We start from the raw sequence: 21,038 nt of genomic DNA, 5'->3' as shown, positions 1-21,038 counted from the left end.
TCCTTGGGGTCGGTCCCGTTGGGGGTCTTGCAGAGGGCGGCTGTGGCATGAGGCCCGCAAGGGCCGGCCGGGCTGCCCGGAAGTGTGGCCGAAAATTCGACCGGAGCCTCAGATCGCGTCGGTGCCGGTCTCGCCGGTCCGGATGCGGACGGCTTCCTCGATGGTGGAGACGAAGATCTTGCCGTCGCCGATGCGCCCGGTCTGAGCGGCATTGCGGATCGCCTCGACGGCCTTGTCGACAAGGTCGTCGGTCAGCACGATCTCGACCTTCACCTTGGGAAGGAAGTCGACCACGTATTCGGCGCCGCGATAGAGCTCGGTATGGCCCTTCTGGCGGCCGAAGCCCTTGGCCTCGGTCACGGTGATGCCCTGGAGGCCGACCTCCTGGAGGGCTTCCTTGACCTCGTCGAGCTTGAACGGCTTGATAATTGCCTCGATTTTTTTCATCGCCTCCGCCACTTCGCGTCATTCGGTTTCGAAATGCCGGCCGTTCCGGGCCTGTGCCATCCCCTGACTAGCACGCCCCGTGCCAAGTTTGCCTGCCGAAAAAAGAGCCTGCAAATCGGGCAGTCTCCGCAGGGTTTTCGCGATGGCCCGGCGACCGTCGATCTGAGTATGACCAAATATTGGTCTGATTGCCCAATATTTATGCGAATCTCCGTGCGTTCGACGGGGGGTGAGACGAGGGCGGCGGGGATGGAACCTGCCACAATCCTGATCGCACCGCTCAAATCGCGGGCAGGCCCTGGTCGCCGCCCGGATGTGGAAAGCGGCTTGCACGGCTGCTGCAATCGGCGAAACTCGTGCCGGCACAGCCTGCATGGCATGAGGTCGGCAAACACGGGGAGAGGGGAATGCGGATCGAGGCGCTCGACCATCTGGTTCTGACGGTCGCGGATATCGACGAGACCGTCGGCTTCTATTGCGGCGTGCTGGGCATGGAGGAGGTGGTGTTCGGCGGCGGCCGGCGGGCGCTGCGCTTCGGCGCCCAGAAGATCAACCTGCACCTGGCGGGCGCCGAGTTCTCGCCGGCGGCAAAGCGTCCGACCCCGGGGGCGGGCGACCTGTGCTTTCTCGTTGCCTCGCTGGACGCCGCCATCGCCCGGCTGCATGAGGCCGGCGTGCCGATCGAGGAAGGGCCGGTGTCGCGCACCGGCGCGCTGTCGCCGCTGCGGTCCGTCTATGTCCGCGATCCCGACGGCAATCTGATCGAACTTTCCGAACCGCAAGCGGTGGTGATTGCCGGCGCGGCGCCTACGGCGGGGGGGGGGGCTTGATCGAGCTTCTGACCCCACAGGAAATGGGCCGGGCCGATGCGCTGGCCATTGCCGGCGGCGTGCCGGGCATCGAGCTGATGCGCCGGGCCGGGCTGGCGGTCGCGGATGCCTGCAGCCGGATCGTCGGCCATTCCGGCCAGGTTCTGGTGCTGGCCGGCCCCGGAAACAACGGCGGCGACGGCTTCGTCGCGGCGAAGGTGCTGCGCCAGCGCGGCTATCGGGTCGAGGTGCTGCTGCTTGGAGATCCTGAGCGGCTCGCGGGCGACGCGCGGCTTGCCTTCTCCGATATGACCGCCGCCGGCCTTCGCGCCGCGGTGCTTTCCCATGACACGCTGGATCTCGTGCCGGGGCAGGCGTCGCTGGTGGTCGACGCGCTGTTCGGCGCCGGTCTTTCGCGCGCGCCGGAGGGGCTGGCGGCGGAGGCGATCCAGCGGGTCAATGCGTCCGGACTGCCGGTGCTGGCCGTCGATCTGCCGTCCGGCGTGGACGGGGCGAGCGGCGGGGCGCCGGGCGCGGCGATCCGCGCGAGCCGGACGGTGACCTTCTTCCGCCTCAAGCCCGGCCATCTGCTGTTGCCGGGGCGGTTGCTCGCCGGCCGGGTGGAACTTGCCGACATCGGCATCCCGGCTTCGGTCCTTGCCGAGGGGCATGGCGCTGAGCACGGAAAGGTCTGGCGCAATGATCCGGCGCTATGGGGCGGGGCGATCCGCCCGCCAGCGCTCGACGGCCACAAATACGCGCGCGGCCATGCGGTGGTCGTCTCCGGGCCGGCGCTGTCGACCGGCGCGGCACGGCTGGCGGCCGGTGCCGCGCTGAGGTCCGGGGCCGGGCTCGTCACGGTTGCCACTCCGCCCTCGGCCGCGCTGGTCAATGCCAGCCATCTGACGGCGGTGATGGTGCGATCCTTCCGGGGCGGCGAGGGGCTCTGCGAGATGCTGGCCGACCGGCGCCTGAACGCGGTGGCGCTGGGACCGGGCGCCGGGGTCGGGGAGGAGACGCTTGCGCTTGCGCTTGCCTGCCTTGCCGGCGCGCGCGCGGTGCTGCTCGATGCCGATGCCATCACTTCCTTCGCCGGGCAGGCGGACAGGCTTGCCGGCGCTGTCGCCGCAAGAGCGGGTGAGAGGGCGGCGGACGTGGTGTTGACGCCGCATGACGGGGAGTTCGCGCGCCTTTTCGGCGAGGGCACCGCAGCCGATGCCGGAGCCTCGCGGCTGGCCCGTGCGCGCGCCGGCGCCAGGGCCGCCGGCGCCGTGGTGGTGCTGAAGGGGGCGGACACGGTGATTGCCGCGCCGGACGGGCGGGCGGCGATCAACGACAATGCTCCCGCCTGGCTCGCCACCGCCGGCTCCGGCGATGTGCTGTCCGGCATCATTACCGGTCTCCTGGCGCAGGGACTGGACGGCTTTGCCGCGGCCTGCGCGGGCGTCTGGCTGCATGGCCGCGCCGGGGCGCTGGCCGGCGCGGCGCTGACGGCGGAGGATCTTGAGCCGGCCTTGCGGCAGACGCTTGTGGAGTTCTTTTCCGCCGGGCGCTGAGAGGTCGTTGCAGTCGGCCGTAAGTTCGTTGCAAAGCCTGTCGACAGACCCCGTTTTTTCTTTGACCGCGCCGGGCGGGGTGCTATAGAGGCCGCGCCTTGACTTCGGGCGCTTGAAAGCATGTCGCGGGCGTGGTGGAACTGGTAGACACGCCAGATTTAGGTTCTGGTGGCGCAAGCCGTGGGGGTTCAAGTCCCTCCGCCCGCACCACGTCAGGCCTCAGGCGATGCGCTCCCGTTTTGGCAGCGAAACCGGTCAGGCAATCCCGAAGCGGGCCATACAATCACAAGAGCAGTCGGAAAGACGTTCTCGATCAAGGACGAAGCACACGACCATGCAGGTAATCGAAACGCTGGCCGAGGGGCTGAAACGCGAACTGAAAGTCGTCATTCCGGCGTCTGAGCTTGCTAGCCGCCTCGAAACCTACCTTGACGACCTCAAGGACAAGGTGAAGATCAAGGGCTTCCGGCCGGGCAAGGTGCCGGCTGCGCACCTGAAGCGTCTCTATGGGCGCCAGGCGACCGCCGAGATCCTCAACGAGCTTCTGAACGAGACCACCCGCAAGGCGGTCGAGGAGCGCAACGAGAAGCCGGCGCTGCAGCCTGAGATCGATCTGCCGGACGGCGACGCCGAGGCGATCCTGTCCGGCTCCGCCGACATTTCGTTCAAGATGAGCTACGACATCCTGCCGGAGTTCGAGCTGATCGACTTCAAGACGGTCGAGATCGAGCGCCCGGTGGTCGAGATCGCCGATGCGGAGATCGACGAGCAGATCGCCCGGATCGCCGAGAGCAACAAGCCGTTCGAGACCAAGGACGGCGCGGCTGAGGAGGGCGACCGCGTCCTCATGAGCTATCTCGGCAAGCTGGACGGCACCCCGTTCGACGGCGGCGCCGACGAGAACGGCCAGTTGGTGCTCGGCTCCAAGCAGTTCATCCCCGGCTTCGAGGAGCAGCTCGTCGGTCTGAAGGCCGGTGACGAGAAGGTCATCGAGGTGTCCTTCCCCGAGGACTATCCGGCCAAGCACCTGGCCGGCAAGCCGGTCACCTTCGACATCGTCGTCAAGGAAGTCCAGGCGCCGGGCGAGGTGGCGATCGATGACGACTTCGCCAAGGGTCTCGGCCTTGAGGGTCTCGACAAGCTGAAGGAGATCATCCGCGGCCAGATCGAGAGCCAGTACGGCGCGATGACCCGTCAGAAGGTGAAGCGCCAGCTTCTCGACAAGCTGGACGAGGTCTACCGGTTCGACCTGCCCGAGCGGCTGGTGCAGTCCGAGTTCGACGGCGTGTGGCGCCAGGTCGAGCAGGACATGCAGCGCTCCGGCAAGAGCTTCGAGGACGAGGAGACGACCGAGGACGAGGCGCGCGGCGAGTATCGCAAGATCGCCGAGCGACGTGTTCGTCTCGGTCTGGTCCTGTCCGAGGTCGGCGAGCAGAATCAGGTCAAGGTGACCGACGAGGAGGTGCAGCGCGCCCTCTACGAGAAGGTTCGCCAGTTCCCCGGCCAGGAGAAGCAGGTCTTCGACTTCTACCGCAACAACCCGACGGCGCTCGCCAGCCTGCAGGCGCCGATCTACGAGGAGAAGGTCGTCGACTATATCCTCGAGCTTGCCAAGGTTACCGACAAGACGGTCACCAAGGACGAGCTGATGGCAGATGACGAGGACGAGGCCTGATCCTCGCGGTGTCATGACGGTTTGACGGACCGGCCCCGGACGACCTCCGGGGCCGGATTCGCAAGGAAAGGCAGCCTTATCACTCGCGCTTTAACCCTTGTTCGCGGCCCGTCAGCACCTATCTTCCGATACGCGGCGACATCCCTTATGAATGGGTGTCGCTTTTTCGACTCAAGACCGAGACAGAGACCGTTCCTGCCCGCCTGCCAGCGGCGACCTGAGTGAAGGGGTGGCGGCTCCGCGAGAGCGGCGGAGCCCGGGAACGTTCCTCCAAAGCATGGACGAGGCATGAAGGATCCAGTCGATTTCGCCGTGAACTCACTCGTGCCGATGGTCGTCGAGCAGACGAACCGGGGCGAGCGCGCGTTCGATATCTATTCGCGGCTCCTCAAGGAGCGCATCATCTTCCTGACCGGACCGATCGAGGATCATCTGGCGACGCTCGTCTGTGCGCAGTTGCTCTATCTTGAGGCGGAGAATCCGAGCAAGGAGATCGCCATCTATATCAATTCGCCCGGCGGCTACGTGACCTCGGGCCTGGCGATCTACGACACGATCCAGTTCATCCGACCGGAAGTCTCGACGCTGTGCATCGGCCAGGCCGCCTCGATGGGCTCGCTGCTGCTGGCGGCCGGCGCCAAGGGCAGCCGCTTCTCGCTGCCGAATTCGCGGGTCATGGTGCACCAGCCGTCCGGCGGCTTCCGCGGTACGGCCGCGGACATCATGCTGCATGCGCAGGAAATCCTGAGCCTCAAGAAGCGGCTCAACGAGATCTATGTGAAGCACACCGGCCAGTCGCTGGACGCCGTCGAGGAAGCGCTGGAGCGCGACAAGTTCCTGACGCCGGAGATGGCCAAGGAGTTCGGAATCATCGACGGTGTCATCTCCAGCCGGACCAGCCTCGCCGGGGACGACAAGTCGAAGTGACGTAACGGTGCCAAGGCCGGACCCGCCTCAGGGCGGCGTGCGGCGTCCCTCCGGACCGTCAAGGCCGGCGCCATGGCTTCGCCTTAAACGTATATTGATTTTTGAGGTGGAAGCATGATGACATTTACGGGACGAGTGCGGGCGGGTCTCTGGTCCGGTTCCGGAAAAGAGGAGAACGAATGCGTTCTTCTCGCAAGACACAGCGGAAGGGCAAGATCCTTCCGAAGCACGCGGGGTTTACCTGATGACTAAGGCCAGCGGCGGCGACTCGAAAAACACGCTCTACTGCTCTTTCTGCGGAAAGAGCCAGCACGAAGTGCGGAAGTTGATCGCCGGCCCGACCGTATTTATCTGCGACGAGTGCGTCGAGCTGTGCATGGACATCATCCGCGAGGAGAACAAATCCTCGCTGGTCAAGTCTCGTGACGGCATTCCGACGCCGCAGGAGATTCGCGCCGTCCTTGACGATTACGTGATCGGCCAGGGGCCTGCGAAGAAGGTTCTGTCCGTCGCGGTGCACAACCACTACAAGCGCCTGAACCATGCGTCGAAGAACAACGACGTGGAACTGGCCAAGTCGAACATCCTGCTCGTCGGCCCGACCGGCTGCGGCAAGACGCTGCTGGCCCAGACGCTGGCGCGCATCCTCGACGTGCCCTTCACCATGGCGGATGCGACCACGCTGACCGAGGCCGGCTATGTCGGCGAGGACGTGGAAAACATCATCCTGAAGCTGCTGCAGTCGGCCGACTACAATGTCGAGCGGGCGCAGCGCGGCATCGTCTATATCGACGAGGTCGACAAGATCAGCCGCAAGGCCGACAACCCGTCGATCACCCGCGACGTGTCGGGCGAGGGCGTGCAGCAGGCACTGCTGAAGATCATGGAAGGCACCGTCGCCTCCGTGCCGCCGCAGGGCGGGCGCAAGCATCCGCAGCAGGAGTTCCTGCAGGTGGACACGACCAACATCCTGTTCATCTGCGGCGGCGCGTTCGCGGGGCTGGAGAAGATCATCTCCGAGCGCGGACGCAAGACCTCGATCGGCTTCAAGGCGAATGTCGAGGCGCCGGAAGACCGGCGCACCGGCGAACTGTTCCAGGAACTGGAGCCGGAGGATCTGCTGAAGTTCGGCCTGATCCCGGAGTTCGTCGGCCGTCTGCCGGTGATCGCGACGCTGGGCGATCTCGACGAAGAGGCCCTGGTGCAGATCCTGACCGAGCCGAAGAACGCCTTGGTCAAGCAGTACCAGCGCCTGTTCGAAATGGAGAATGTCGAGCTGGCATTCCACGACGAGGCGATGAAGGCGGTGGCCCGCAAGGCGATCGAGCGCAAGACCGGCGCCCGTGGCCTGCGGTCCATCCTCGAGGCGATCCTGCTCGACACCATGTACGAGCTGCCGGGCCTGAAGGGCGTCAAGGAAGTGGTGATCTCGGCCGAGGTCGTCACCGGCGAGGCGCGCCCGCTCTACATCTACGAGGACCGGGCCGAGACGTCCGCCACCTCGGCCTGAGGCCACGCATATCTGCCTGATGATGCTGAAGGCCCCGGTCCGGCGACGGATCGGGGCCTTTGCCGTCAAAGGATCCGGCGCGGCGGCAAGCATCTTGCTTAGGGGGATGCGATGGGGGGATTTCCCCGGATTTCCACCGTTTGCCCTGGTGGGAGGCGCAGATTTTCGGCGAATCAAGGCCGTTTGCGCTTAGACTCAGATCAACGCGGGGCGGCCGTTCGGTCAGCGTGCCTTGACACGTTGCAGGGGGCTCGCCACCTATTGGCATAACAGGCAAGCGGGGCGACCGCCAACGTGCCCAACGGGGCGGGGGTGGTCGGCCGGTCTGGACGCCAGCTTCCGGCGGTCTTCGGCGACCGGCGCGGGGCGAGATGATCCCGACACCGCTTCCGCATGCACCCGTCGTGTCTGCCACTCCCCGGGGCGGCGGGTTCGCAAGGAAAGGAAGATCCATGACTGATTTCGATGCGCGGACCGAGGGCGATACCACCCTCCATGCCGTCCTCCCCTTGCGCGATATCGTCGTGTTCCCGCACATGATCGTGCCGCTGTTCGTCGGCCGCGAGAAGTCGATCCGCGCGCTCGAAGAGGTGATGAGCGCCGACAAGCAGATCCTGCTGGCGACGCAGATCAACGCCTCCGACGACGAGCCCTCGTCCTCCGACATTTACGAGGTCGGCACGCTGGCCACCGTTCTGCAGCTCCTGAAGCTGCCGGACAACACGGTCAAGGTGCTGGTCGAGGGCGTGTCGCGTGCCCGCATCACCTCCTTCACGGAGCGCAGCGACCTGTTCGAAGCGCATGCGACGGTGCTGCCCGACACCGACACCGACACGGTCGAGGTGGAGGCGCTGTCGCGCTCGGTTGTCGCCGAGTTCGACAACTATGTGAAGCTCAACAAGAAGGTTTCGCCCGAGGTGCTCGGCGCGATCGGCCAGATCGACGACAATTCCAAGCTGGCCGACACGATCGCCTCGCATCTGGCGGTGAAGATCCCGGAGAAGCAGGAGATCCTCGCGATCACCTCGGTTGCCGGTCGGCTCGAGCGCGTTCTCGGCCTGATGGAGAGCGAGATCTCCGTCCTGCAGGTGGAAAAGCGTATCCGCTCGCGCGTCAAGCGCCAGATGGAGAAGACCCAGCGCGAGTACTATCTCAACGAGCAGATGAAGGCGATCCAGAAGGAGCTCGGCGACGGCGAGGAAGGCCGCGACGAGGTGGCCGAACTGGAAGATCGGATCATCAAGACCCGGTTGTCGAAGGAAGCGCGCGAAAAGGCCAATGCGGAGCTGCGCAAGCTCAAGCAGATGAGCCCGATGTCGGCGGAAGCCACCGTCGTGCGCAACTATCTCGACTGGCTGCTCGGCATTCCGTGGGGCAAGAAGGGCAAGGTCAAGCACGACCTCAAGCACGCTCAGGCGGTGCTGGACGCGGATCACTATGGCCTGGAGAAGGTCAAGGACCGTATCGTCGAGTATCTCGCCGTGCAGAAGCGCGCCAACAAGCTGAAGGGGCCGATCCTCTGCCTCGTCGGCCCTCCGGGCGTCGGCAAGACCTCGCTCGGCAAGTCGATCGCCAAGTCGACGGGCCGCGAGTTCGTGCGCATGTCGCTCGGCGGCGTGCGTGACGAGGCCGAGATCCGCGGTCACCGCCGCACCTATATCGGCTCGATGCCCGGCAAGGTCATCCAGTCGATGAAGAAGGCGAAGAAGTCCAACCCGCTCTTCCTGCTCGACGAGATCGACAAGATGGGCATGGATTTCCGCGGCGATCCGTCCTCGGCTCTGCTGGAGGTGCTGGATCCGGAGCAGAACTCGTCGTTCATGGACCACTATCTGGAGGTCGAGTACGACCTTTCGGACGTGATGTTCGTGACCACGGCCAACACGCTCAACATCCCGGCGCCGCTGATGGACCGGATGGAGATCATCCGCATCGCCGGCTACACCGAGGACGAGAAGGTGGAGATCGCTCGTCGTCACCTGCTGCCCAAGGCCGAGAAGGACCACGGGCTGCGCGCCGGCGAGTTCGAGGTGTCGGACGCGGCGCTCAGGATGGTGATCCGGCGCTACACCCGCGAGGCGGGCGTGCGGAACCTGGAGCGCGAACTGGCGACCCTGGCACGCAAGGCGGTCAAGGAGATCCTGATGTCCGACAAGCCGGCCATCAAGGTCGACGAGGCGGTGGTCGAGGAGTTCCTGGGCGTTCCGCGCTATCGCTACGGCGAGGCGGAGCTGGAGGACCAGGTCGGCGTCGTCACCGGTCTTGCCTGGACCGAGGTGGGGGGCGAGCTGCTCACCATCGAGGGCGTCATGATGCCCGGCAAGGGCAAGATGACGGTCACCGGCAACCTGCGTGACGTGATGAAGGAGTCCATCTCCGCGGCGGCGTCCTATGTCCGCTCGCGGGCGGTCGACTTCGGCATCGAGCCGCCGTTGTTCGACAAGCGCGACATCCACGTGCACGTGCCGGAAGGCGCGACGCCGAAGGATGGGCCGTCGGCTGGCATCGCAATGGCCACCGCCGTCATCTCGGTGATGACGGGCATTCCGGTGCGCCGCCATGTGGCGATGACGGGCGAGATCACCCTGCGCGGGCGGATCCTGCCGATCGGCGGCTTGAAGGAGAAGCTGCTGGCGGCGCTGCGCGGCGGCATCACCACCGTGATGATCCCGGAGGACAATGCCAAGGATCTCGCGGACATCCCCGACAACGTCAAGAACGGGCTGGAGATCATCCCGGTGTCGCGGATGGAGGATGTGCTGAAGACCGCGCTGGTGCGCACCCCCGAGCCCATCGAATGGGACGAGGCGGCGGCTGCCGCGGCGGCCAAGTCGGTGGTGCAGGAGGATGAGGCGGCCAAGCTCGTCGCCCATTGATCCACCGCTTATTCACAGGAAAAGGGGCGCCGGCGGAAGCAGGCGCCCCTTTGTCATGAGAAAAGCCGGAAAATCGCGGATTTCTGCGCTTTTCAGCTTGCCACGAGCGGGTTTTCGCAAGAGTGTCCCTCCCCGAAGCCTGTCACGAATCGTCGGGCTTGCTGTTTCGAGGAAAGGGACTGCCATGAACAAAAACGACCTGATCGCCGCTGTCGCAGAGAAGACGGGCCTCACCAAGGCGCAGGCTGGCGAGGCTGTCGACGCGGCGCTCGACGCGATCACTGGTACGCTGAAGAGCGGCGATGAAGTCCGCATCATCGGCTTCGGCAATTTCTCCGTCTCCGAGCGCGCCGCCTCCGAGGGCCGCAACCCGCGCACCGGCGAGACGATCCAGATCCCGGCGTCGAAGACCCCGAAGTTCAAGGCCGGCAAGGGCCTCAAGGACGCCGTCAACGCCTGATTGGCGCGGCCGTTCGAACCCTTCCGCTGACGGCCCCCGCGGGATGCCCGCCGGGGCCGTTTTGCGTTTGATCGCCCGTGCTCTGCCTTGCGCGACCCACGCGGATCGCTTGCGGCGCTGCGGGCTGTCTTTTACGCTCCGCGCACAGGATCGGAGGAAAGCAGATGTCTGCACAGGTGGAGAGGGCGCCCGAAGGGCGCGGTGCCGAGGGCTGGGCTGAGGCCTTTCGGGAGGATTGCGCTCATGTGGCGCGGCTGCTCGGGGCGCCTGGCCGCGCGCGGCTTGCAGGGCTGCGCTGGTTCGGCCGGCCGGTGCTGGAGGTCGCCTCCTCGCGGGCTCTGCAGGAGGAATTGATCGCCTCGAGCGGCGTCCACCAGGATGCGCATGGCTTCGGGCGGATCGGCTGGAAGCCGGCGCCGGAGCTGCGCGCCGGTGAGGTGACGCCGAGCGTCTGGCACTTGCCCGACCTGCCGACGCGGCCCTGGTTCGAGCCGGATGCGATCGACCGCCGGCTAGAGGCGGCGCATGCCGAGATCCTCGCCGATTTCACCGGCATTCGCGAGACCATGCAGCCGCATCCCGACAGCGGCGAGATCGTCAGCCGTGGCGCCTGGCCGGCGATCATCGTCATTGGCGCAGGCGGCGAGGCGCCCGGCCTGCGGGCGCGGCTGCCGCATCTGATGCCGCTCATCGACGCGCTGCCGGTCTGCGGCAATTTCGGCTTCGTCTTCTTCGCCGGAACCGTGGCGGGCACGTCGATCGACGCCCATTCCGGCTCGACCAATCTGCGGCTGCGGCGGCATCTGGCGCTCGCCGTGGCCGAGGACACCGATGCGGCGATGACCGTCGACGGGGTGTCGCGCCCCTGGATTGCCGGGCGCTGCATGGCCTTCGACGACGCCTATGCCCATTCGGTGGAGCATCGCAGCGGCGGCGACCGGGTCATTCTGTCGGTCGACACCTGGCACCCGGCGCTTGACGAGGAGGAGGTCGCGGTCCTGTCCGATCCGGTCTTCCCGCGCTTCGGCAAGATCACCCGCTCGCTCGACGCGCCGGACTGATCCCGCACGGCTGCGAACGGGCCTCATCTGTCAGGCCGTGACAAGGCGAATTCAAGCGGATCTGACCGGTTGAATTCGCCTGCGGCTCGGCTTACAAGGCACGAGCCTTGCGGCGGGCCGCAGGGCCATCCCCAGGCGGCTGATCCCGGACTTTTCGGGAACGTTGCCGCAAGCGGGCGGTTAGCTCAGTTGGTAGAGCGCCTCGTTTACACCGAGGATGTCGGGAGTTCGAGTCTCTCACCGCCCACCATTTTCGCCGCCGGCATCCGTCGTGGCGCCGTGGGCCCGGCCGGGAGCCCGGGGCCTCACGCCTTGATCTGCGCGATCATCTCCTCCAGCCGCTCCATCGCACGCACGCCGGCCTCGATGCCGGGGGCATCGGTCGCTTCGCCGCGCAAGGCGCGCGCCGTGTCGGCCAGCAGGGCGGCATAGCCCTTGTGGTCCTCGTTGGCGGCGGCGGTGAAGTTGGGCGTCCACGACAGCGTGTCGCAGGCCGGGTCTAAGGTCGCTGCCGGATCGTCCGCCTTGAACGGCGGGTCACGGTAGAGCCGCACATGGATGATGTTGTCGATTTCGAGCCGCGCATGGTCGCCCATGATGCGGAGTTCCTCCATCGGCGTGCCGCGCGACTGCACCGTGCCCATCACCACATTGCCGATCACCCCGCCCCTTGTGGTGAAGTTGACATGCAGCAGCAGCTTGCCCGGTGCGGGGCAGACCGAGCGCACCAGCATGTCGCCGAAGTCCTCGCCGACGAACCAGGGGATGAGGTCCATGTAGTGGACGCAGTGATGCAGGAAGAAGCCGGTATAGTCCGGCTCGCCGACGAAATAGGTCGGCGCGGTCATGTAGCTGCCGGTGATGCCGAGCACCGTGCCGAAGCTGCCCCCGTCCAGAACGTTGCGAGCGATCCTGTTGCCGGTCGAATAGCGCTTCATGAAGCCGACGATGACGGGCTTGCCGGCCTTCTGCGAGGCCGCCGCCACTTCGCGGGCGCCGGCCGCATCGGCGGCGGGCGGCTTTTCCATGAAGACCGGCAGGCCCTTATCGAGCGCCGCGAGGGCGGCGAGGCGGTGCAGCTCCGGCCCGACCGCCATGCCGATGGCGTCCAATCCCGGCTGGGCGATCAGATCGCGGTAGTCCTGATGCAGGGAGGTGACGCCGTAATTCGCCGCCGCCTCGCCAAGGGCGGCCGCATCGCGATCGCACAGGGCGGCGATGCGAAAGCCGTTGCGGCCGAGCTGCGGCAGCAGCATCTGCCGTGCGTGGCGGCCGCAGCCGATCCAGCCGATGTTGATCATTGGTCGACCTCCGCCAGCGCCAGCGCGTTGCGGATGACGCCGAGGCCCGCCATCAGCTTGTCGCTCTCGTCTTCGCGCGGCGCGCGCCAATGGGCGATGGGCAGCGCCACGCGGTCGTCGGCCCGGCGGAAGGGCTCCAGCGAGATCGGCCCCTTGTAGCCGACCTGATGCAGCGCCCGCATCACCGCCGGCCAGTCGATATGACCGGTGCCGGGATGGCCGCGATGGTTCTCGTTGGCCTGGAAATGGACGATGCGGCTGCCGGCGGCGCGGATCGCGTCCGGGATCGAGCGGTCCTCCATGTTCATGTGGAACGTGTCGAGCATCAGGGCGAGGCCGGCATCGCCGACGGCGTCGACGACCTCGATCGCCTGCCGGGTGGTGGAGATCACGTCGGTCTCGAAGCGGTTCAGCGCTTCCAGCGCCAGTACCTTGCCGGCGGAGCGGGCAACGGCGGCGGCCTGCTTCAGCCCCTCGATGGTGCGCTCGGCGCGCGCGGCGATGTCGGCATCGCTGCGCGGCACCGGCGGGCGTCCGGCAAAGACCATCGGCTCGCCATAGAGCGGGCCGCCGATCATCCGGGCGCCGAGCCCGTCCGCCACCTCGACGCAGCGCTTGAGGTAGTCGAGCCCGCCCTGGCGGTTCGCCGGATCGTCGGAGGCGATGGAACGGGTCGGCGAGACGCGCGCAGCGAGCACCAGGAAGAGACCGGCATCCTCGGCGGCGCGGCGTGTCTCGGCCAGGTCGAGCCCGTCCTCGGGCTCGGGCACCAGCAGTTCGACGAAGTCGAAGCCGAGCTTCGCGGCCCTTGCGAAATGATGCAGGTCGGCACCGGTGAAGGGGCGGACAAATTGCATCGAGATGATGCCAATCGGGTTCTTCAAGGGGAAGGTCCTTTCGAAGCTCAGCCCTTCACCGCGCCCTGGGTGAGGCCGGAGATGAGGCGTTTCTGGACGAGCAGGAAGAGAACGGTGGCGGGCATGGCGCCGATGATGCCGCCGGCGGTGAGCAGGCCCCATTGGACCTCGTATTCGCCGATCAGCGTCTGCACGGCGACGGTGATGGTGCGCACGTTGCGGCCGCCAAGCGTCAGCGCGTAGAGATATTCGTTCCAGGCGGTGATGAAGATATAGATGCCGGTCGCGACGATGCCCGGCGCGCAGAGCGGCAGGATCACCCGGCGCAGGGCGCCGAGGCGGGTGCAGCCGTCGGTCATTGCCGCTTCGTCGAGGGAGCGGGGAATGCCGTTCATGTAGCTGACCATCATCCAGACCGAGAAGGGGATGGCGATGGTCGAGTTGGCGATGATCAGCGCCGCATGGGTGTCGAGCAGGCCGAGCACGCGCATCAGCACGAAGAGCGGCAGGATCAGCAGCACCAGCGGAAACATGTTGATCAGCAGGAACTGCATCATCAACAGGCGCTTGGCCTTGAACTCGAAGCGCGAGAACGCGTAGGCGGCGGTGATCGACAGCGACAGGCCGACGACCACCGTGCCGCCCGCCACGATCAGGCTGTCGAGCAGGTTGCGGCCGAAGCCGACGGTGCGGAACAGGCGGGCATAGTTTTCGAAGGTCGCGCCGAGGATCGACGGCCCCTCCACGAAAAGCCTGGCCTCCGGCGTCACCGAGGTGAGGAACATCCAGGCATAAGGTCCGAGCGTGAAGGCGAGGATCGCCAGCATCGGCAGGTCGACGGTCAGGATCCGCCGCCACAGCGGGGGCTTGCGCAGTCTCATCGGCTCACCGCCTTTCCGGTGCGGCGCAGGTAGATCAGCACGACCCCCATCAGCAGCAGGGTGAACAGGACGGCGAGCGCCGAGCCGTAGCCGAAGTCGAGATTGGTGCGCGATTTGACGAAGGCGTAGAGCGGCAGCGTGTAGGTGCTGTAGCCCGGTCCGCCGCCGGTCATCACGAAGATGACGTCGAAGGAATTGGCGACCCAGATCATCCGCAGCAGCACCGCCGTCACCAGGACGCCGGAAATGCCGGGCAGCGTGATGTGCCAGAACTGGCGCCAGGCGCTGGCCCCGTCGATGGCCGCCGCCTCGTAATAGCTGCGCGGGATCGATTGCAGGCCGGCGAGGATCATCACCGCGAAGAACGGAAAGCCCTGCCAGGTCAGCGTCAGGATGATGGCGCCGAGCGCGGTGTCCGGCCGGGCGAGCCAGGGCATCGCCTGCTCGATCAGGCCGAGGCGCAGCAGGAAATCATTCATCAATCCGTAATTGCTGTCGTAGATCCACACCCACATCAGGGCGATGACGACGGAGGGAAGCGCCCAGGGAATGATGATCAGCGCGCGGGCGAGCGGGCGCCAGGGGAAGTCCTGATTGAGCAGCAGGGCGGTGGCAAGGCCGAGCAGCAACTGGGCGGGAACCGTGATGCCGATCCAGATCGCGGTGTGGCGCAGCGAGATCCAGAACACCTCGTCGGCCAGCGCCTTGCGGTAGTTGTCGAGGCCGAGGAACTCGAAGCGGTGCGGCCGGAACAGCACATAGTCGTGCAGGCTCATCCAGGCCGTCTGCAGCATCGGAAAGAAGACGATGGCGAGCGTCACCAGCACCGCCGGGGACAACATGGCGTAGGGGAGCACGCGCCGGCCGAGCGGCCGTCCGGTCGGCCCGGCGTCGGAAGCGGGGATATCGGTCATGGTCTGTCTGGCCGTCGGCTGGATCAGCGGACGGTCGGGCGAAAACGCCCGGCCGTCCCGTGGCTGATCGATTCCAGGGTGCGGGAGACCCGGGAAGGCTGCGCGCGGCAAGCCTCCCCGGCGGCGATGGGGCCTGTTCCGGCTAGTTTGCGTAGAGTTCGGCGATCTTTTCGTTCATCTCTTTCGCCGAGATCTCGCCGGTCAGGGCGCGCTGCATGTTGACCGGCCAGACGGTGTTCACGAAGTCCGAGGTCTGCGAGACATTCGGCAGCAGGTGAGCGTGAGGAAGCGAGTCCACCGTCGCCTTGACGAAGCGGCGCGGGTGCAGAGACCAGCGTTCCGCATCCGAGCGGACCACCGGAAGCTGGCCCGTCGCCTCGTTGAACCGTGCATTGTTGACCGGCGAGGACAGGAACGAGATCCACTTCCAGGCCGCCTCCTTGTCGGAGGCCGACGACAGGATGGCGGTGCTCTCGTCGCCGAAGGCGGTCCAGCGGCCGCCGCCGCATTCGGGCACCGGCGCGGCCGACACCTTGTCGCCAAGCACCTCGACAAGGCCGTTGGCCGAGCCGATGTGATGGATGGTCATCGCCGTCTTGCCGGCCTTGAAGGCGCCGAGGATTTCCTGGAAGCCGTCATTGGGCGCGGAGGGCGGGAAGACGCCGTCCTCGCGGAACAGGTCGACCACGTATTGGCTGCCGGCAATCCCCGCCTCCGAGGTCAGCCCCTGCTGGAGGTCGACCCCCTCGCGGCCGAGCACGAAGCTCGCCCAGTGGTCATGGCCGCCCTTGCCGCCGCGAAATCCGAAGCCGTAGACATCGGGCCGGCCGTCGCCGTCGGTGTCGCGGGTCAGGGCCTTGGCGACACTGCGGAACTCGTCGCAGGTGGCGGGCACCTGGAGGCCGAGCTCGTCCAGCATGTCCTGGCGATAGTAGAGATAGAGCACGACATACTGGACCGGCAGGTAGTAGGTGTTGCCGTCGGCGGCGCGGGTCAGGTCGAGAAGATTGTCCTCAAGGCGATCCTTGCCGTCCCAGGCGTCGATCTGCGCGCCGATCGGCTCCAGCGCGCCCATTTCGACGAGGCGCGGCTGCGCGAACATCTTGACCATCGCCGCGTCGGGCGCGTTGCCGCCGACGATCGCGGTGTAGAGATTGTCGTAATAGCTGTTCCAGGGAATGTTCTCGGCCTGGACCTTGATGCCCGGATTCTGGGCCTCGAACTCGGCGACAAGGGCGTCCATCGGGTTGTCGGCATTGTCGAAATGATACCAGAAGCGGACGGTGCTGTCGGCATGGGCAAGGCTGGCCATCAGCGTCAGCGCGCTGGCGGCGACAGCGAGTTTCCTCAGTATTTTCATCTTGTTGGTTCCTCCCTGGATGATGGGCCGCTCCTCAGGCGGCCCGTTTTCTGAAGACGGTGCCGGCCTGTTCGAAGGCGCCGCGCGCCTCCGGCAGGGCCGAGCCCATCTGCATGAAACCATGGACGACGCCCTCGATGAGATCGAAAGGGTCGTCGCGGCCGAGCGCCCGCAGGCGCGCGACCAGCAATTCGGTGTCGCTGCACAGGGGGTCGATCCCGGCGGCGTTGAGATAGAGCGGCGGCAGGGCGGCGAGCGCCGCGTCGCTGGCCGCCAGCGGCGACACCGTCGGCCGGCCGCGCAGGTCGCGCGCCGCATACCAGTTCCAGTAGCGCTGCATCTTCGCCCGGGTGAGACCCGGCCCGTCCGCGTAGGCCTCGTAGGAGGGCGTGGCGAAGTCGGCGCCATAGACGCCATAGAACAGCAGCGCCTGGGCCGGCAGCGCGCCGCCGTCCTCGACCAGCCGCAGCATGGCGGCGAGCGCCAGATTGGCGCCGGCGCTGTCGCCGGCGATCGACCAGCGAAAGCCGGGATCGCGCGCGGCCCAGGCCACCAGCACGTCCTCAAGTCCTTGAGGGTAGGGGTGTTCTGGGGCCAGGCGATACTCGACCGTCAGCACGCGGGCGCCGGTCGCATCGGCAAGGCGCCGGGCGGCGGCCTCGTGGGTCGCGGCGGAACAGAAGGCCCAGCCGCCGCCATGGACATGCAGGATCGCGTCGCGCCCCGTGTCGCCTTTCGGCACGACGAGGCGGGCGGGCAGGCCGGCCTGCATCAGGTTGCGGCTTTCGGCGACCGGCGGCAGGTCCTCGTTCCAGCGGATGTTGGTGAGCGCGGCGAGCGAGCGCCCGGCCTGCGGCTCCAGCGTGGTCGGGTCGGCAAGGCCCTGATCTTCCCGCGCGAGGCGGTCGAGCAGGGCACGCATCGCCGGGCTGGGCTGGCGGGCGGTCATCCGCAGGGTCTCCCGGTGAGGTCCGGGCCGAAGTCGACGATGGTCGAGATGTGGTGCGCAAGCACCGCGCGCAGATGGTCGATATTGCCGGCGCGCAAGGCCTCGACGATGGGGACATGCCGTTCGGCTGTCTCTTCAAGCGCCCGGTTCGGCTGCGAATTCATGATCTTGTAGCGGTGATTGTGGATCAGGCAGCGGGTCAGGATCGGCACCACCAGCGGCAGGTCGGCGGCGGCGAAGAGGGCGGTGTGAAACGCCCGGTCATGAACCGAAAGGCGGTATTCGTCGCCGTCGCGGGCGGCGTTGCGCATGGCGTCGAGCTCGTCGCGAAGCTGGCCGACAAGGCCGCGTCCGGCATTGCCGAGCACCCGTTCGAGATAGCCGCATTCGACCTCGCGGCGGATGTTGATGAGGGCGCGGGCATCCTCCGTGCGGCAGGGGGCGACCAGCGTGCCGCGATGCGGCAGGCGCTTGACCAGGCCCTCCTCGGAGAGCTGCATCAGGGCCTCGCGCACGGTGCTCTGGCTGCAGTGGAAGCGCTGGGCCAGTTCCATCTCGGTCAGGGCGGAGTCGGGCGGCAGGTCGCCGAGCACGATTTCCCGCTGCAGCGCCACGAAGACGGCATGGCTGCGCCGGCTCGACTGGCGGGGGACAAGATCCATCACGGACGCGGTCGAGAAACTCTCAACGGCCATCGAACATCGGCTCCTTCCTGCGGCCGGACCCGCGCCGGCCCAGCTTTTCCGCGCTTTTTTGCCCCGCTGCCGCCGTCCGCCGGCCCGAGATTGCCGGCGTGGCTGGAAGGTCGGTGGCGGGACCCGGCGGGGATATCCGCTCTCCCGACCGGGCTTGCGCTTCATTATCGATATCGATAACATCCAAATTATCGATAATGCAAGCCCCGGAACGAGGGCGGCGAACAGGGAGAGCGCCATGGCCGAAATCCGGCTGGAAGGGATCGTCAAGAATTACGGCTCGGTGCGGGCGATCCATGGCGTCGATCTCGATGTGCGCGATGGCGAGTTTGTCGCCTTTGTCGGGCCGTCGGGATGCGGCAAGTCGACCATGCTGCGGATGATCGCCGGGCTGGAAGAGATCTCCGGCGGCGTGCTGAAGATCGGCGAGCGGGTCGTCAACAATGTCGAGCCGCGCGACCGGGACGTCGCCATGGTGTTCCAGGACTATGCGCTCTACCCGCATATGAGCGTTGCCGAAAACATCGGATTCGGCTTGAAAATGAGGGGCTTGAAGGCTGCCGAGATCGCGCCGAAGGTGCGCGAGGCGGCGCGTATCCTGCAGATCGAGCCCTATCTCGACCGCAAGCCGGGCCAGCTTTCCGGCGGCCAGCGCCAGCGCGTCGCGATGGGCCGGGCCATCGTCCGCAAGCCGGCGGTGTTCCTGTTCGACGAGCCGCTGTCCAACCTCGACGCCAAGCTGCGCGTCGAAATGCGCACGCAGATCAAGCGCTTGCATGCGATGCTGAAGACCACGACGGTCTATGTCACCCATGACCAGACCGAGGCGATGACGCTGGCCGACCGGGTGGTGGTGCTGCGCGGGGGTAACATCGTGCAGCAGGGCCACCCGATCGAGCTCTACAGCCGGCCGAACTGTCGCTTCGTCGGCGAGTTCATCGGCTCGCCGCAGATGAACATCTTCAGCGGAAACCTCGACAGATCAGGGGCTTCGCCAGTGCTGAGGGTGGGAGATGCGGCGCTCAGGCTGGGCGAGGTGGCGGCGCCCGACGGGGCGCGGATCGACGTGGGAATCCGTCCCGAGCACCTGTCGTTTGCCGGGGACAGGGACGGCGCCATCGCGCCGGTGGTTGAGGTGTTCGAACCGCTCGGCTCCGACACGATGGCGATCTGCCGGTTCGGCGATCAGGAGCTGACGGCGCGGCTGGCGCCGACCGTGGCGCTGCGCCGCAACGAGAGGATAAGCCTCGATTACGATCTTGCGGACCTACATTATTTCGAGCGCGACAGCGGCGCGAGACTTGAGGTGAATTGAGGTTTTGTATTTTAAATCAATTAGTTATGTGTTGATCTGAAATTGAGACGGATTTTGCGAAATTCCGTCTCAAAATCGCGTTTTTTTGATTTTTGCGTCTCAAGCCGCGTCAACCCCGGATACGGCCGGCGGGCCGTCCCCGCGCCGCGCTCCGGCGTGTCCGGCGCGGGGATAACCTTGGTGAGGGTGAGGCGGCGGCCTCGCGCTGCCGCCCCGGGGATTTCTTCCGCGTAGCTGCTTCGCTCTTTGTCCCTCCCGTCGTGCCAACCTCTCTTTGCGTCATTCCGGCCAAGGCGAAGCCGCGAGCCGGAACCGGAGAGGCACGGTGCGTGTGGCGTCGTTCGGGGAGCGCGGCCGAAAGGCCCTCGGCTCGCCGATCCCGGCTCGGCGCTGCGCGCCGTCCGGGAAGACGAACTGAGAGCGTGGTGCGTGCCGGGCGACGGGTGCGCGAGAGCGGGCGCCGTCCGGGAGGACGCGGGAGGGGCGGTGTGCCCTCGCCGCCGCTCTGGGAGCCAATGGGCACCGGGTCGCGCTGCGCTTGCCCGGTGTGACGGCCGAGGGTGGGGCGGTCGGCATCCCCGCCGTTCCCTCCTTTGCCCCAACCTCTCTTGGCGTCATTCCGGCCAAGGCGAAGCCGCGAGCCGGAACCGGAGAGGCACGGTGCGTGTGGCGTCGTTCGGGGAGCGCGGCCGACAGGCCCTCGGCTCGCCGATCCCGGCTCGGCGCTGCGCGCCGTCCGGGAGGACGCCGGGAGGGTGGTGCGTGCCGGGCGACGGGTGCGCGAGAGCGGTTGACGTTCGGGAGGACGCGGGAGGGGCGGGTGTGCCCTCGTAGCCGCTCTGGCAGCCAATGGGCACTGGACTTGCTTCGCAAAAGTGGAGAGGGGTTTTGTTATCCGCCCATTTTTTCGAACTGGACGGGGCTGATGTATCCAAGCGCCGAGTGGCGTCTTGAGGGATTGTAGAAACCGTCGATGTAGCGCGCGATGGCGTTGACGGCGTCTTTTCGGGTTTCGAACCGGGTGCGCCAGACGAGTTCCGTTTTCAAGGTCTTGAAGAAGGTTTCCACCATGGCGTTGTCGTAAGCGTTGCCCTTGGCCGACATGGAGGGGGCGATGCCGTTGGCGTGCAGCCTGGCCTGATAGGCGGTTGCGCGATACTGGCTGCCCCGGTCGGAGTGGTGGATGAGGCCGGGCGCCACCCCGCGCAAGGCGATGGCCTTGTCGAGGGCCGACAGGGCCACGCCCGCATGCAGCCGGTCGGAAGCCTCCCACGCGACGATCCGCCGGGCGTACAGGTCGAGGATGACGGCCAGATAGAGCCAGCCCTGACCGGTCCACAGATGGGTGATGTCTGCCGCCCACTTGCGGTTCGGGCCATCGGTGGCGAACTGCCGCGCGATCAGGTTCCCGGCGACGGCCAAGCCGCCGGTTCCCGCATCCCGGT

At 66.7% G+C, this 21,038-nt stretch carries 18 protein-coding genes and 2 tRNA genes; 11 read left to right on the top strand and 9 right to left on the bottom strand.

All coding sequences use genetic code 11. The features are described from left to right. Positions 1–108 precede the first annotated feature (108 nt). A complete protein-coding gene (locus P2PM1_RS13925; RefSeq protein ID WP_067218098.1) occupies positions 109–447 on the bottom strand; it encodes a P-II family nitrogen regulator in 339 nt (112 codons plus the stop codon). 407 nt (positions 448–854) lie between these two features. On the opposite strand from P2PM1_RS13925, the gene P2PM1_RS13920 reads away from it, so the two are divergent. The 10 genes from P2PM1_RS13920 (at position 855) to P2PM1_RS13875 (ending at position 11,571) form a co-directional block, all read left to right on the top strand. Beyond that, positions 855–1,277 (top strand): VOC family protein, encoded by a 423-nt coding sequence (locus P2PM1_RS13920; RefSeq protein WP_186399469.1) that lies wholly within the window; start codon positions 855–857, stop codon positions 1,275–1,277. Then, positions 1,277–2,812, top strand: coding sequence for an NAD(P)H-hydrate dehydratase (locus tag P2PM1_RS13915; protein WP_208985293.1), 1,536 nt, complete (start codon positions 1,277–1,279; stop codon positions 2,810–2,812). Before P2PM1_RS13920 ends, P2PM1_RS13915 begins: the two co-directional genes overlap by 1 nt. Positions 2,813–2,937: 125 nt before the next feature. Then, positions 2,938–3,022: transfer RNA gene (locus P2PM1_RS13910), tRNA-Leu, on the top strand. Between the two features lie 124 nt (positions 3,023–3,146). Then, entirely contained in the window at positions 3,147–4,487 is a 1,341-nt protein-coding gene (gene tig, locus P2PM1_RS13905) for a trigger factor (RefSeq protein WP_186399468.1), read from the top strand. 288 nt (positions 4,488–4,775) lie between these two features. Then, complete coding sequence (locus P2PM1_RS13900; protein ID WP_186395498.1) at positions 4,776–5,414, top strand: ATP-dependent Clp protease proteolytic subunit; 639 nt, start codon at positions 4,776–4,778, stop codon at positions 5,412–5,414. 244 nt (positions 5,415–5,658) lie between these two features. Beyond that, positions 5,659–6,924 (top strand): ATP-dependent Clp protease ATP-binding subunit ClpX, encoded by a 1,266-nt coding sequence (clpX, locus tag P2PM1_RS13895; RefSeq protein ID WP_186389300.1) that lies wholly within the window; start codon positions 5,659–5,661, stop codon positions 6,922–6,924. Positions 6,925–7,376: 452 nt separating this feature from the next. Continuing rightward, the gene (lon, locus tag P2PM1_RS13890) at positions 7,377–9,800 is read left to right on the top strand and encodes an endopeptidase La (RefSeq protein WP_186395499.1); all 2,424 of its coding nucleotides are present in this window, start codon (positions 7,377–7,379) and stop codon (positions 9,798–9,800) included. Positions 9,801–9,984: 184 nt separating this feature from the next. Beyond that, positions 9,985–10,260 (top strand): HU family DNA-binding protein, encoded by a 276-nt coding sequence (locus tag P2PM1_RS13885; protein WP_186389302.1) that lies wholly within the window; start codon positions 9,985–9,987, stop codon positions 10,258–10,260. Between the two features lie 164 nt (positions 10,261–10,424). Next, the gene (locus tag P2PM1_RS13880; RefSeq protein ID WP_186389303.1) at positions 10,425–11,321 is read left to right on the top strand and encodes an aspartyl/asparaginyl beta-hydroxylase domain-containing protein; all 897 of its coding nucleotides are present in this window, start codon (positions 10,425–10,427) and stop codon (positions 11,319–11,321) included. Between the two features lie 174 nt (positions 11,322–11,495). Next, positions 11,496–11,571: transfer RNA gene (locus P2PM1_RS13875), tRNA-Val, on the top strand. A 55-nt stretch (positions 11,572–11,626) separates the two neighbouring features. Here the strand turns inward: P2PM1_RS13875 and P2PM1_RS13870 are convergent. The 7 genes from P2PM1_RS13870 to P2PM1_RS13840 form a co-directional block, all read right to left on the bottom strand. Then, positions 11,627–12,622, bottom strand: coding sequence for a Gfo/Idh/MocA family protein (locus tag P2PM1_RS13870; protein ID WP_186399467.1), 996 nt, complete (start codon positions 12,620–12,622; stop codon positions 11,627–11,629). Further along, entirely contained in the window at positions 12,619–13,506 is an 888-nt protein-coding gene (locus tag P2PM1_RS13865) for a sugar phosphate isomerase/epimerase (RefSeq protein ID WP_186399466.1), read from the bottom strand. The genes P2PM1_RS13870 and P2PM1_RS13865 overlap by 4 nt, the downstream gene beginning before the upstream one ends. Positions 13,507–13,526: 20 nt before the next feature. Continuing rightward, positions 13,527–14,360, bottom strand: coding sequence for a carbohydrate ABC transporter permease (locus P2PM1_RS13860; protein WP_186399465.1), 834 nt, complete (start codon positions 14,358–14,360; stop codon positions 13,527–13,529). Next, positions 14,357–15,274: a carbohydrate ABC transporter permease gene (locus P2PM1_RS13855; protein ID WP_186399464.1), complete on the bottom strand. Its 918-nt coding sequence runs from the start codon at positions 15,272–15,274 to the stop codon at positions 14,357–14,359. Before P2PM1_RS13855 ends, P2PM1_RS13860 begins: the two co-directional genes overlap by 4 nt. Positions 15,275–15,416: 142 nt before the next feature. Beyond that, positions 15,417–16,634, bottom strand: coding sequence for a sugar ABC transporter substrate-binding protein (locus P2PM1_RS13850; protein WP_186399463.1), 1,218 nt, complete (start codon positions 16,632–16,634; stop codon positions 15,417–15,419). A gap of 34 nt (positions 16,635–16,668) precedes the next feature. Continuing rightward, a complete protein-coding gene (locus P2PM1_RS13845) occupies positions 16,669–17,583 on the bottom strand; it encodes an alpha/beta hydrolase (RefSeq protein WP_186399462.1) in 915 nt (304 codons plus the stop codon). After that, complete coding sequence (locus P2PM1_RS13840) at positions 17,580–18,278, bottom strand: GntR family transcriptional regulator (RefSeq protein WP_186399461.1); 699 nt, start codon at positions 18,276–18,278, stop codon at positions 17,580–17,582. Before P2PM1_RS13840 ends, P2PM1_RS13845 begins: the two co-directional genes overlap by 4 nt. 238 nt (positions 18,279–18,516) lie before the next feature. On the opposite strand from P2PM1_RS13840, the gene P2PM1_RS13835 reads away from it, so the two are divergent. Then, positions 18,517–19,593 (top strand): ABC transporter ATP-binding protein, encoded by a 1,077-nt coding sequence (locus P2PM1_RS13835; RefSeq protein WP_186389311.1) that lies wholly within the window; start codon positions 18,517–18,519, stop codon positions 19,591–19,593. 891 nt (positions 19,594–20,484) lie between these two features. On the opposite strand, the gene P2PM1_RS13830 is transcribed toward P2PM1_RS13835, so the two are convergent. After that, on the bottom strand, positions 20,485–21,038 hold a 554-nt coding region (locus P2PM1_RS13830; RefSeq protein ID WP_208985278.1), incomplete at its 5' end, for an IS3 family transposase.

Source organism: Stappia sp. P2PMeth1, from assembly GCF_900185735.1.
Taxonomy (GTDB): domain Bacteria; phylum Pseudomonadota; class Alphaproteobacteria; order Rhizobiales; family Stappiaceae; genus Stappia.
The sequence above is the reverse complement of the archived record's forward strand: the minus strand, read 5'-3'. Positions and strand labels throughout refer to the sequence as shown.

Bases quoted from the DNA above. Each gene is read 5' to 3' on its own strand.
- P2PM1_RS13925 (WP_067218098.1), bottom strand. From the start codon at position 447: ATGAAAAAAATCGAGGCAATTATCAAGCCGTTCAAGCTCGACGAGGTC.
- P2PM1_RS13920 (WP_186399469.1), top strand. From the start codon at position 855: ATGCGGATCGAGGCGCTCGACCATCTGGTTCTGACGGTCGCGGATATC.
- tig (WP_186399468.1), top strand. From the start codon at position 3,147: ATGCAGGTAATCGAAACGCTGGCCGAGGGGCTGAAACGCGAACTGAAA.
- P2PM1_RS13900 (WP_186395498.1), top strand. From the start codon at position 4,776: ATGAAGGATCCAGTCGATTTCGCCGTGAACTCACTCGTGCCGATGGTC.
- clpX (WP_186389300.1), top strand. From the start codon at position 5,659: ATGACTAAGGCCAGCGGCGGCGACTCGAAAAACACGCTCTACTGCTCT.
- lon (WP_186395499.1), top strand. From the start codon at position 7,377: ATGACTGATTTCGATGCGCGGACCGAGGGCGATACCACCCTCCATGCC.
- P2PM1_RS13885 (WP_186389302.1), top strand. From the start codon at position 9,985: ATGAACAAAAACGACCTGATCGCCGCTGTCGCAGAGAAGACGGGCCTC.
- P2PM1_RS13880 (WP_186389303.1), top strand. From the start codon at position 10,425: ATGTCTGCACAGGTGGAGAGGGCGCCCGAAGGGCGCGGTGCCGAGGGC.
- P2PM1_RS13870 (WP_186399467.1), bottom strand. From the start codon at position 12,622: ATGATCAACATCGGCTGGATCGGCTGCGGCCGCCACGCACGGCAGATG.
- P2PM1_RS13860 (WP_186399465.1), bottom strand. From the start codon at position 14,360: ATGAGACTGCGCAAGCCCCCGCTGTGGCGGCGGATCCTGACCGTCGAC.
- P2PM1_RS13855 (WP_186399464.1), bottom strand. From the start codon at position 15,274: ATGACCGATATCCCCGCTTCCGACGCCGGGCCGACCGGACGGCCGCTC.
- P2PM1_RS13850 (WP_186399463.1), bottom strand. From the start codon at position 16,634: ATGAAAATACTGAGGAAACTCGCTGTCGCCGCCAGCGCGCTGACGCTG.
- P2PM1_RS13845 (WP_186399462.1), bottom strand. From the start codon at position 17,583: ATGACCGCCCGCCAGCCCAGCCCGGCGATGCGTGCCCTGCTCGACCGC.
- P2PM1_RS13840 (WP_186399461.1), bottom strand. From the start codon at position 18,278: ATGGCCGTTGAGAGTTTCTCGACCGCGTCCGTGATGGATCTTGTCCCC.
- P2PM1_RS13835 (WP_186389311.1), top strand. From the start codon at position 18,517: ATGGCCGAAATCCGGCTGGAAGGGATCGTCAAGAATTACGGCTCGGTG.